Below are 10,411 nucleotides of genomic sequence, written 5' to 3'. Positions count from 1 at the left end.
GCCAGCCTCCTGCTCCCGCAGGATCGCGATGATCTGCTCCTCGGTGAACTTCGATCTCTTCATGTCCGGTCCTCTCCTTGGGCCGGACTCTAGCATCAAGTGGACGAGTTATCGGGGGTCACAGCAGCGCTCATGACCTGCCACTGTCCTTTCACTTTGCCGCGACGGCAGCCGACTGGTTGTTGGCGACCTATGGACATTAGCTTTCGGGAGCGTTAGCGCACTTTCTGCAAGCGCCATTCTGCAGGCCCATTGGTCTGCTTTCCGCTAGGACTGACACTATTTTTCTTGATCTTCCACGGCCGCGCCTTCGGCATTGCCGCCGTCACGTCGAGCTCCCGCAACATGCCGCCCGCGATCAGCCCCTCCCGCACCCAGCCCAGCGCCTGCCACCAGTCGTCATAGTCGCGCCGGGCGGCCACGATCTGCTGCGGATGAGGTGAGAACGTCACCGGACAGGCCAGGACCTCCACCGTGCGCCACTTGCCGCGGAAGAGGATGCGTTCGGTGCCGACGACGATGGTCGTCGCGCGCTCACCGTGCTGGTTGCGCTTGATCTCGATCGGCACGCAAAGCGGGACGGCGCCGGGCATCCAGTCCGGGGTCAGACCGGCGCGGGCCAATTCGGCGACCCGGATCGCCATGCGCTTGCCGCCGAAGCTGTCGGGGATTCCCGCGACGGTGGCGGCGATCACCTCGGCATCCTCGTGGGTGTAGCCGCCGATCTTGTGTCGGCCGCCGTCGATCCTGCAGCCCAGCACCGCGCGTTGGAGGAGGACGTATTCCAGGCCGAAGCCGAACCCTTCCTTGGTCACGTCCCGCGGCGGAGGCAGCTCCAACTGAGCCTTCTCGACCCGGAATGCCCATTCCAGCGCGGCCTGCACGCCCAGCGCGCGTTTCACCCTCGTGCTGCCGGTGCGGCCGATCGGTCGATGCAGGGTCATCGCACGCCCCGCTGTCGCAGGCGCTGGGCCGTCACCAGCCCCCGGGCCAACATGGCGTCGCGCATCGTGTTGCTGATCGCGCTGACCGGCAGGTAGCGGTCGGAGTTGATCAGTTCGGCGTAGAAGGCGGGCAGGTCGGTGATCGGCTTTGCGGCCGGGACAGGGGGCGCCTTGCGCTTGCGCCGTTTCTGCCCGGCATCTTCGACCTTGCGCTGGGCGGCGCGCTGCATCGCGCGGTCGAGCGCCTTCGGCCCGTCTGGCGGTTCGGGGTGCTCCTGACGGGAGGTTTCGGCCGTGGCGATGATCTCCGCCTCGGTCAGCCCGAGCTCGTCACGCCAGCGCTGGACGTGCAGCCGGGGTGGCCAGCCTTGCCACCAGCCGGGCAGGGCGGCGGGGTCGAGGCCCAGCGCTGCCAGCAGTTCCCCGAAAACCTCATCGGAAATCGCCACGCGCGCCTGCGCGCCCTCCTCCTCCTTTACTGGTTTACTTAGAGGTTCCCTTACAGGGTTAGTGTCCGGATTTCGGACACGGCTTTCGGCATTTTCCGGACACGGGTCAGCCGGAAAATCGGACACGGCTCTGGCACAATCCCCGTGTCCGAAATCCGGACACGGCAGCGCATTGGCCATGCCGTCACCAGTACAAGCATTGGCATCGTCGACGCTTTCTGATCTCTCATCCTCCCCATGTCCGATTTCCGGACACGGCACCACGGCCACGGGTGTGAAGCCCTGCTCGAACCCCAGGATGTAGCGTGTCGGCAGCTGGCGCTTGGTCACGGGATCGAGCCGCGGCACCCGCCGAAGCAAGCCTACCGCCTCGAGCTGGCCAAGATGATCGTTCAGCGTCGACCGGCTGATCTCGCAGTCATGGGCCAGCCGGTCCTGTGAGGGGAAGCAGCCGTAGTCGGGGTTGAACCGGTCGCAAAGGTGCCAGAGCACGATCTTGGTCGTGGGCTTCAATCCGCGCTGCTTGATGGCCCAGTTGGTGGCCTCGTGACTCATGGCGCGGGCCTCCGCGGGGAAGGGGCGATGCGCGTGGTGAACCCGTGATCGGCCAGCGCGCCCAGCGCATCGTCGAGGCTGCGCACCAGCGCCCAGCCGAACCCCTGCGCCATCACCGCGTCGCGGAACGCCTCCTGCTCCGGCCGTAGCCGCCCCTTCGGCGCCTTCAGCTCGAGAAACAGGATGCGGCCATCACAGATCACCATCAGGTCGGCGAACCCGGCATGGACGCCCATGCCGACAAGGATCGCCTGGCGCTTGGCCCCGCGGGGCCCGGCCTCGGTGACTTCGTTGGCGCAATGATGGATGATGGCCGAGCGGGGCAGGGCAATGCGAAGCGCCTGCACGACGGCGCGCTGAAGATCGGCCTCGGGCGTGCGTCGGCGCATCATCGCGCAGCCCTCCCCTGATCCTCGCGCTGGGCGCGCCGCACCGGCCGCCGCGTATTGACGACGAACAGCAGGCGCTGGGCATCAGCACGTTCGCCCGGGGTCTCGCCATGCTGGACGAGCACGTTGCAGGCGAGCCGGATCAGAAGATCACTGTGATGCGCGACATCGGCGATGACGGCGCGGGCCTCGGCCACGCGGTCGGCGGGCCAGGCGGAACTGCGGTGCTGGATGGTCATGACCGGCCTCGCGTCTTACGCACCGGATGGGCCTGTTCCTGCGCGCGGATCCACTCCTGAATGGCGGCGCGGCGATAGAAGGTCTTTCGACCTATGCGTGTGCACGGCGGCCCGTGGCGGCGGGCTTCCCACCGGGACAGCGTGTCGGCCGTCAGGCCCAGCGCCCGGGCCAACTGCTCTCGGCTGATCCAGTCGGCCAGCAGGTCGGGGATGTCCTCGTCAAGATCGGTCTGAATGTCCTTCATCGGCTGCTCCATTCGCGTGGCACCCCTATGGCGGGGTCGGTTCAGCGAAGCAGAGCGCGAGGACCGGAAGACAGGCGGAAGGTGGAATTGCAGGCCGCCGACCTATTCCGCCCTTTGTTTCAATGGACTTTCTTGGCTGCTGCGAGTCGGAGCTACACCAGGCATACGCCTCCGCGGCCGTCATCTGAGGCGGTTCCGGGCGGCGAACTGTGCGCGTGCATCACCGCTCCCTCCGGGCCGGGCGCTTTGACCGGCCTTCGGACGGATTCGGCGCTTCCGAGGGGAGCGGAACTACCGGAATAGGTCGTTCCGGTCGGGTTCCGCAGGCACTCGACGATATCCACATGTTCTTTCTTTGTTCGTGACGAACAGCGCAGGATTGTGGTTGCGTGCTCGCCTTCCGGATGCGTAGATTCATGGTTGAGCAGTCCACAAGAATCGAAAAGACGAACGCAGTCGGATGTGCACGCCGGTCACGGTGTGCCTCTGGCTTACAGGCGGTTTTCCTCGACGACGTGCTCTGAACCCCAGTTTGCCCACGTGCTCGGCACGGCGGGTCATTTGTAACCTGCATGCCGACGGCCCTGGCCGAAGGATGCTGCATGTCTGAAAGGAGTTTCCCGATGCCCCTGCCGCCCGTTGCCTTCCATTCGATCTACGAACTGGCCTTTCGCTGGAACCGTCACCCGGCCGACGTCGCAGGCTGGGCGGCGGCGGGGCACCTGCATGTCGTGATGGGTATTCCGCCGGTGCTCTGCGGCGCGGAAACCGTCGCCGGAATGGTGCAGGCGCCGATGGCCGAACTCATGGGGTTGTTCCGAAGGATCGGCCCGAGTGACGAGCACGCGCGCCTGAAGCGGGTCATGCCGCTCGGGACGTCGACTTGGCTCACGATAACCGATCCGGCCGCGGGCCTGCTGGTCCGGTCCTTCGACCTGCTGGTGGACGCCGGCAATCTGCACCAGTTCGAGGACGAGCGTGAACTCTTGCCCCGTCTGGTTTCCACCATCGGCGCCACACCGCGCTACGATTGGGACGCGATGTATGCGTGGCTGTTCTGGTTCGCCCACGAGAAGGGACTGCCGGAAACCAAGACCGCGCTGATCTCGCTGGTGCAGGACTGGTTTGTCCAGAATTCGAAGTCAGGCGAGGTGCCCGATGAAAGCACCATCCGCAAGCGGCTGACCTCGCTTTGGCGCAGGTTGCGCGGCGAGGATGCGGCGTGAGGGTCAGGCGGATTTCGGCAGGCCGGTCCGCTCCTGCGCCCCGTCCTGCGCCGCGTCACGCACAAGGCGCGGCCGCGGACGCAGGAGGCTGGCCACCGTGTCGACGCCCGCGCGCAGAGGGGAATCCATCAGATGCGCATAACGCTGGGTGGTCTGCATCTGGCTGTGGCCAAGGAGCTTCCCGATCATTTCCAGCGATGCGCCGCCACTGACCAGCAGCGAGGCAAAGGTGTGGCGCAGATCATGGATGCGGACGTCGGCCAGCCCGGCATCCTTCTGCACCTTGGCCCAGAAGCGGCGGATTTCCCGCACGGGCTGGCCCACGGTGTCGCCGGGAAAGAGCCATGGATTGCCGCTGGGCACCGCCTGTTGGCGCAGCCGCACGATGGCCGCGACGTCCTGAGAGATCGGCACGCGGTGGATCTTGCGCTGCTTGGTGGTCGAGGCAGGTTTCGACCAGATGGCATAGTCAAGGTTGAACTGTTCGAACCGCGCCGTTCGGACCTCGCCCACCCGCGCGCCGGTCAACATGCACATGCGGATGATCGCCGCGGCGCGCTGATCCTCGGCAGCATCCAGCATGACCGCCAGTCGAGTCAGCTCTTCGGGCGACAGGAAGCGCTCGCGGGCATGTTCGATGCGGCGATGGAACCCCTGCGCGGGGTTGTCCGTCCGCCATTCCCATTCCACCGCCAGCGTGAACATCTTGCGCAGCACCTCACCCATGCGGTTGGCGCGGACCGGGGTGGGCTTGTGACCTTGCAGTTTGCGGGCCCGGTTATTGGGTTTCGCCTTGCAGGGGCGGGGGCGGCCCTCGGCCACGAAATCGAGGAACTTCGCGACGTCGGTCTTGGTGATCTCCGTCACCAGCCGGTTGCCCCAGGCCGGTTCGACCATCTTCTTCAGCATCGACACCTGGTCACCCGCATTGGTCTTGGCGAGTTTCGGCAGATGCTCGGCGATGTAGCGGTCGATCATGTCCGTGACGCGCGGGGCCCCTCGCCATTCGTCGCGCGCCGCCAGAGGATCCTGTCCCTCGTCGATCGCGCGGCGCAGTTCCTTCGCCCGTTCGCGCGCGGCCGTGACGCTCCACTCCGGCCAGCGCCCGATGGTCATCCGCCGCTGCCGCCCGGCGTGCCGGTAGTCGATGGTGAAGGTCCGCGCACCTGACGCCTGCACCCGGGCGGCGAAGCCGATCACCTCCGTGTCGAAGATCTGATAGCTGACGCCGGGCTTGGGTTCCGCCTCGCGCAGGGTTTTTTCATTGAGTTTCAGTCTCTTGACCATGCATCCCGCCTCCTTGCCCGACGACACAGGCGTAGACCCGCGCCACTATCAAGTCGGACCACAGGGCCGGGACCGGAATACAGGCGGAAGGTGGAATTGGGGCGGGGAGGGGAAATCCGATCTTGGAAGTCAGGGAGGTGGGTCGGGCAGGTCAGGCTTCCGCAAGGGCATCTATCTATTTCCCAAGGAGCCTTCGCAGGCGCTTTTCGATCTCGGCGTTGGGTAGAAAGACAGCGCGGTCGTCCCTCCAAACCTCGAGCGCTGAGATCAGAAGTTCGGCGTCGCAAATCACCGCGGCATGCAGTTCGTCGATTATCCAGAGCACCCCGTGTACCCGGACTGACTTGGTCGCCGCAACTTTCCGAAGCTGATTGTCTCCGGTCAAAAGGATCCCGTTCTTCTGCCCGGCGGCTGTCACCAGCGCAAAACAATCGTTTACCGAAAGGCCGCGGTGTTCGCGCTTCAGCGCCATCACCAGTGCCACTTCCTCGCCAGGAAGGTCGTGGGTTGCAAGCCCTCCGTCTTCGAGCATGCGCCATTCCTGAGGCGTGAAGTCGAGGAGTTCATCATTGCGGATCGGCAGTGGCACGAGGAACTGATACGGGAGTCGCAGAAGGACATGAAGCAATCGCCCCTTGCGGAGGTCAATCAAGCACGACGCATCGTTGACAACAACACAGGTCACTGGTCGCGGGGCCCCCGGATGGAACGTTCGATGATGTTCAAGGGCTTGCCCAACATTTGTGCCGCCCGCACCGGCGAAATCAGCTCTTCTCCGAGCGCACGCCAGACCAGACTCTCAAACCGCTGCGGTACTTCAAAGGCGGCGAACCCTTCTCCGTCTTCAATCGGCTCGGGTTCAGTGCTTCGCCAACCGCGCGCATAGGTCTTGAAAGCATACTCTACAGCTGCCCGCGACAGGATCCCTACCTGACCAAGACGCATTAGCATTGCAGCAGCTGAAACGCCGTAGGTACGCTTCAACCGCATAATTTCGTGATAGGTGACACCACGCTGATTTGGGCCCGCCAAGGCAGTAAGATGTTCAGCGGGGATCAAGAAGGCTCCGGCAAAGCGGTTCATCGCCTGTTCCAGACGGATCGACGGGTTCCCGGTGCCACTAATGATCCGGTGAGCCAGTTCATGGGCAAGATTGAACCGTTTGCGCTCGACGTTGGTCTGACGTGCAACGACAATCACTTCGGTCGGCGGGAGGTCGGCCCGCTCGACGTGACAAGCCATGCCGTTGATGCGCTCCGGCAGATCGGTCTCGATGACCTTCAAGCCCTTGTCCTCAAGAAGGGCAGTCATGCTAGGAATAGGATCGATCCCTAACTGCCATTTCTCGCGAAGCTGAAGCGCCTTCTTGTCGAGCGAGTCGTCGTCCTCAACCTTGTCGATCCTAACATCCGCAAAGGGATCACCAGGCTGGTGGAAGCCAAGAATGTCCTCGATGGACAGGTAATCCTCGAGCCTCTCGATCACGACCATTTCAGCCTTGGCGCGGTCCTGTGCGGATGCGCTGGAGGTCTTCCGCCACTCAAGTGACTGCAGTGCATGCACCTGGCCGCCCAACAGGAAGTCGAGCGAGACGCCAAGAGATTTGCTCAGTCCGACGAGGACAGACGATGACGGCATCATCTTGTCCGCTTCGTATTTGTTGATCGCTTGCGCGGAGATGCTGGGGGACAAACTCTCTGCAAGCGCCTGCATTGATAGTCCTGCTTGCTTGCGGGCAAGCCTGAGCCTCTGTCCAAACATGGTCGTCTCCCTGCGCCGTTCCGGTGGTTGATGCGCGCCTTTGATTGCTATATATATCAACAAGAAGTTGACGGGTTGTCAACGAGAATCGAGGCAAAGGGATCAAAATGACCAAGAAAAATCAGCATGTTGTCCCGCATTCCGAAGGTTGGGCCGTTAGGGGCGCGGGCAATGAACGAGCGACTTCTGTCCACGCGACTCAACGCGAAGCGATCAGCGCGGCACGTCAGGCGGCGATCCGCCAAGGCAGCGAGATGCTGATCCACGGAGAGGACGGTCGCATCCGCGAGCGCAACACCTACGGCAAGGATCCGTTTCCGCCGAAGGGCTGAGCGGCACAAGCGAGCAGGCAACTTGATGAGCCACGACGGCACCAAACGGCAAATTCGTCGCATCCTTTCCATCGATGGCGGTGGGATCAAGGGCACGTTGCCTGCCGCCTTCCTCGCGAGCCTCGAGGAGGACTTGGGTGAACCGATCGGGCGCTACTTCGACCTCATTGCCGGTACCTCGACAGGAGGCATAATTGCTCTGGGCCTTGGCATGGGGTGTACTGCAAGAGAACTCCTTGATCTGTATGAGCATCGCGGACCGATCATCTTCGGTCATAACGGCGACGGCGGCGGGTCGCCCGGTATGTTGCGACGCTTCTGGAACAGCCTGGCAGCCAAGGGGCGGTGGGCCGTCAGACCTAAGCACGACGCTGATATTCTCGCCCGGGAAATCGGGTCCGTGCTGAACGGCGCTCTAATCGGACATTCGAGGACTCGACTGGTCATTCCGGCCTGGGACCCAGATCTGCGGAGCCCGTATATTTTCAAGACAGCGCATCATGTGCGGTTGCAGACAGATTATCGCAAGAGCGCGCTCGATGCTGCCTTGGCCACTGCGGCCGCGCCCACCTACTACAAGCGGCATCGTACCTCTGATGACGTCGGTCTGACCGACGGCGGAACATGGGCCAACAACCCGACCGCTATAGCTGTCGTCGAAGCAATAACGCTCCTAGGCTGGCATCCCTCAGACCTGCGCATCTTGAGCTTAGGTTGCCTTGATGAGGTCTACATGTTGCCTGAGAGCCCGGGAGTTGCCGGTTTGGGGCTCAAAGTACTCAATCTGTATGCCGACGGTCAGTCACATGGTGCCCTTGGCATGGCCAAGCTCCTGACGGGTCATCCCTACGATGGAGATCGGATTTACCGGTTTTCGCCATCCGTCCCCAGTGGGTTCTTCTCCTTGGATGACACTACGAAGATCGGTCGGCTTAAGGGCATCGGCATGTCGGAGGCGCGAAAGGCGAAACCGCACCTCACCCCAGTCTTTTTCACGGAACCCGCAGACGCCTTCGTCCCGGTTCATCAAGTTAAGGAAGATGCGGCATGAACCAGATGTTGCCCAAAGTACTGACTGATGGCGATATCCGGCGCCGCTCAGAGATCTTTTCCATCCTCAATGAGATCGGCGAAGACCTGGATTTGACCGAAACCCAGTTCGAACGCGCACGCCAGAGCTATGGCGCAGTAGGCGACTGGCTGTCCGCATCATCAGATCCGCTTCTTGCAAGCGTCTTGGTCTATCTTCAGGGATCCACGGCGCTTGGAACTGCTGTTAAGCCGGTCGGGCGTCGCGAGTTCGATGTCGATCTGATCTGCTTCTGTGCCGGTGTTGCGTCGGCGATTTCCCCTGCCGCACTCAAGGCCGCTGTCGGGAGTCGTCTGAAGGAACACGCGACCTACGCGCGCCTCCTGGAAGAGAAGAAGCGCTGCTGGCGTCTCAACTACGAGGGTGATTTCCACCTCGACCTTTCTCCGACTATCACAAATCCGTCGTGCGTTAACGGAGGCGAACTGGTCCCGGACCGGACCCTGCGTGAGTGGCATCCGACGAACCCGCGTGCGTACAAGATACTGTTCGATGATCGCGCCGCGTTGATGCCCAACTTTGTGCTCAACAAGATCGCGATGCAGCGGGATGGGGCGACCGCGACCGTGGAACCGTTCCCTGCCCGCGAACTGAAGAAGGGTATCCTGCGTCGCATAGTGCAGTTGCTCAAGCGGCACCGCGACGTCTTCTATGAAAACAACAAGGAAGATGTGGCCCCGATCTCTGTTATCATCACCACGCTCGCGATGCAGGCCTACGTCTACTGTGTCCGGCGGCACGTTTTTGCTGACCCAATGGATGTGCTGGTCGAGGTAGTCAGGCTGATGCCTCACTTCATCGACCGCCCCCTGCTCGACGGACGACGCGGCTATGCGGTCCTTAACGAGACGACCCACGGCGAGAATTTCGCGGACAACTGGAACAAGGATGCGCGCCGCCCCCGCGCCTTTTTCGAATGGCATAAGCAAGCGCTGTCGGATTTCGAAGCCATTCGCGATGCTGTTGGTCAGGATCTCCTGTCCCTGAACATGGAGCGTTCATTTGGTGCTGGCGTCACGGGTCGGGTCTTGGGGCGCCGCGTCGGCGCTGTCTCTGATGGTCGAAAATCTGGCCTGCTCTCGGTCGCACCCCTAATTGGCCTGACGACGTCGAAGGCAGCAGCATCCACGACGGTTGCCGCCAATACATTCTTCGGCGACCAATGATCGGGCGGGGTGGCCGGAAAGATCTGACGCTCTCACAGCAACTGCTGTTTCTGCGATCCAACCCGGCCATCAACGGTTCTGGTTCGTTGGCTGTCAATCGCCTGACTTGGCAAATGGCAGTTCAGCCGACCCCTCTAGCGCGGACCTACAATGCGCACATCACGTACAGACCCGGTGAGATGCCGTCCGTTCGGATTGTCGATCCGGATCTGTTGGTACTGGCGGGCGGGCGGGCGTTGCCGCATGTCTATAACAATCCGCTACGACTCTGCCTTTATCTTCCAGGCACTGGGGAGTGGAAGCCGACGAAGCGGATCGACCAGACCATCATCCCATGGACCTATCTCTGGCTCTACTATTTCGAGGATTGGCTAGGAACTGACGACTGGAAGGGTGGCGGTCAGCATCCCGGGGAAGCCCCTGAGGTTCCGAGGAGCCGAGCCCTAAGGCGTGCAACTTCAAGGACATGATACCTTGCTTCAAACTGGCAAGCGTATTCAATCGGGAAGGAAACTCGGCGGACGGCTGTTGGCCTCCACCGTTCTATTCGACGACGGCTTTAGGAGGCATGGGCAGATCATCTACCGAAAAGTTGTCGGCCGTGCTGTGACCCCCGATAACTCGTCCACTTGATGCTAGAGTCCGGCCCAAGGAGAGGACCGGACATGAAGAGATCGAAGTTCACCGAGGAGCAGATCATCGCGATCCTGCGGGAGCAGGAGGCTGGC

12 protein-coding genes are annotated in these 10,411 nt (G+C 62.5%); 4 read left to right on the top strand and 8 right to left on the bottom strand.

The genetic code is table 11. The annotated features are described in order from the left end of the window. Positions 1-215 precede the first annotated feature (215 nt). Genes EYB42_RS16865 through EYB42_RS16845 form a run of 5 tightly spaced genes read right to left on the bottom strand, consistent with a single transcriptional unit; the run spans position 216 to position 2,821 of the window. Positions 216-944, bottom strand: a complete 729-nt coding sequence (locus EYB42_RS16865) for a hypothetical protein (protein ID WP_240784246.1) — start codon at positions 942-944, stop codon at positions 216-218. Next, positions 941-1,948, bottom strand: a complete 1,008-nt coding sequence (locus EYB42_RS16860) for a helix-turn-helix domain-containing protein (RefSeq protein WP_135451244.1) — start codon at positions 1,946-1,948, stop codon at positions 941-943. Before EYB42_RS16860 ends, EYB42_RS16865 begins: the two co-directional genes overlap by 4 nt. Next, complete coding sequence (locus EYB42_RS16855) at positions 1,945-2,340, bottom strand: VRR-NUC domain-containing protein (protein WP_135451243.1); 396 nt, start codon at positions 2,338-2,340, stop codon at positions 1,945-1,947. Before EYB42_RS16855 ends, EYB42_RS16860 begins: the two co-directional genes overlap by 4 nt. Beyond that, the gene (locus tag EYB42_RS16850; RefSeq protein ID WP_135451242.1) at positions 2,337-2,576 is read right to left on the bottom strand and encodes a hypothetical protein; all 240 of its coding nucleotides are present in this window, start codon (positions 2,574-2,576) and stop codon (positions 2,337-2,339) included. Before EYB42_RS16850 ends, EYB42_RS16855 begins: the two co-directional genes overlap by 4 nt. Further along, complete coding sequence (locus tag EYB42_RS16845; RefSeq protein WP_135451241.1) at positions 2,573-2,821, bottom strand: helix-turn-helix transcriptional regulator; 249 nt, start codon at positions 2,819-2,821, stop codon at positions 2,573-2,575. The genes EYB42_RS16850 and EYB42_RS16845 overlap by 4 nt, the downstream gene beginning before the upstream one ends. Positions 2,822-3,444: 623 nt before the next feature. Between EYB42_RS16845 and EYB42_RS16840 the strand changes: the two genes are divergently transcribed. Continuing rightward, the gene (locus tag EYB42_RS16840) at positions 3,445-4,047 is read left to right on the top strand and encodes a hypothetical protein (RefSeq protein WP_135451240.1); all 603 of its coding nucleotides are present in this window, start codon (positions 3,445-3,447) and stop codon (positions 4,045-4,047) included. Between the two features lie 3 nt (positions 4,048-4,050). Here the strand turns inward: EYB42_RS16840 and EYB42_RS16835 are convergent, their stop codons facing one another. The 3 genes from EYB42_RS16835 to EYB42_RS16825 all read right to left on the bottom strand — a co-directional run bounded on the left by EYB42_RS16835 (position 4,051) and on the right by EYB42_RS16825 (position 7,095). After that, positions 4,051-5,334 (bottom strand): tyrosine-type recombinase/integrase, encoded by a 1,284-nt coding sequence (locus EYB42_RS16835; protein ID WP_135451239.1) that lies wholly within the window; start codon positions 5,332-5,334, stop codon positions 4,051-4,053. Positions 5,335-5,509: 175 nt separating this feature from the next. Next, positions 5,510-5,923 (bottom strand): type II toxin-antitoxin system VapC family toxin, encoded by a 414-nt coding sequence (locus EYB42_RS16830; protein ID WP_240784244.1) that lies wholly within the window; start codon positions 5,921-5,923, stop codon positions 5,510-5,512. Between the two features lie 92 nt (positions 5,924-6,015). Beyond that, positions 6,016-7,095, bottom strand: a complete 1,080-nt coding sequence (locus tag EYB42_RS16825; RefSeq protein WP_135451237.1) for a helix-turn-helix domain-containing protein — start codon at positions 7,093-7,095, stop codon at positions 6,016-6,018. Between the two features lie 107 nt (positions 7,096-7,202). On the opposite strand from EYB42_RS16825, the gene EYB42_RS16820 reads away from it, so the two are divergent. Genes EYB42_RS16820 through EYB42_RS16810 form a run of 3 tightly spaced genes read left to right on the top strand, consistent with a single transcriptional unit; the run spans position 7,203 to position 9,683 of the window. Beyond that, positions 7,203-7,427 carry a DUF2188 domain-containing protein gene (locus tag EYB42_RS16820; RefSeq protein ID WP_135451236.1) on the top strand — a complete coding sequence of 75 codons (225 nt, stop codon included), beginning with the start codon at positions 7,203-7,205 and terminating at the stop codon, positions 7,425-7,427. A gap of 25 nt (positions 7,428-7,452) precedes the next feature. After that, positions 7,453-8,478 carry a CBASS cGAMP-activated phospholipase gene (locus tag EYB42_RS16815; RefSeq protein WP_135451235.1) on the top strand — a complete coding sequence of 342 codons (1,026 nt, stop codon included), beginning with the start codon at positions 7,453-7,455 and terminating at the stop codon, positions 8,476-8,478. After that, complete coding sequence (locus tag EYB42_RS16810; RefSeq protein WP_135451234.1) at positions 8,475-9,683, top strand: nucleotidyltransferase domain-containing protein; 1,209 nt, start codon at positions 8,475-8,477, stop codon at positions 9,681-9,683. The genes EYB42_RS16815 and EYB42_RS16810 overlap by 4 nt, the downstream gene beginning before the upstream one ends. The last annotated feature ends 728 nt before the right edge of the window (positions 9,684-10,411 follow it).

This window comes from Tabrizicola caldifontis, from assembly GCF_004762095.1.
GTDB classification, from domain to species: Bacteria; Pseudomonadota; Alphaproteobacteria; order Rhodobacterales; family Rhodobacteraceae; genus Tabrizicola; species Tabrizicola caldifontis.
This window is presented reverse-complemented; position numbering and strand designations above follow the sequence as displayed.

Coding starts and splice junctions, on each gene's coding strand:
- EYB42_RS16840 (WP_135451240.1), top strand. CDS start 3,445: ATGCCCCTGCCGCCCGTTGCCTTCCATTCGATCTACGAACTGGCCTTT.
- EYB42_RS16860 (WP_135451244.1), bottom strand. CDS start 1,948: ATGAGTCACGAGGCCACCAACTGGGCCATCAAGCAGCGCGGATTGAAG.
- EYB42_RS16865 (WP_240784246.1), bottom strand. CDS start 944: ATGACCCTGCATCGACCGATCGGCCGCACCGGCAGCACGAGGGTGAAA.
- EYB42_RS16850 (WP_135451242.1), bottom strand. CDS start 2,576: ATGACCATCCAGCACCGCAGTTCCGCCTGGCCCGCCGACCGCGTGGCC.
- EYB42_RS16855 (WP_135451243.1), bottom strand. CDS start 2,340: ATGATGCGCCGACGCACGCCCGAGGCCGATCTTCAGCGCGCCGTCGTG.
- EYB42_RS16845 (WP_135451241.1), bottom strand. CDS start 2,821: ATGAAGGACATTCAGACCGATCTTGACGAGGACATCCCCGACCTGCTG.
- EYB42_RS16815 (WP_135451235.1), top strand. CDS start 7,453: ATGAGCCACGACGGCACCAAACGGCAAATTCGTCGCATCCTTTCCATC.
- EYB42_RS16810 (WP_135451234.1), top strand. CDS start 8,475: ATGAACCAGATGTTGCCCAAAGTACTGACTGATGGCGATATCCGGCGC.
- EYB42_RS16820 (WP_135451236.1), top strand. CDS start 7,203: ATGACCAAGAAAAATCAGCATGTTGTCCCGCATTCCGAAGGTTGGGCC.
- EYB42_RS16835 (WP_135451239.1), bottom strand. CDS start 5,334: ATGGTCAAGAGACTGAAACTCAATGAAAAAACCCTGCGCGAGGCGGAA.
- EYB42_RS16825 (WP_135451237.1), bottom strand. CDS start 7,095: ATGTTTGGACAGAGGCTCAGGCTTGCCCGCAAGCAAGCAGGACTATCA.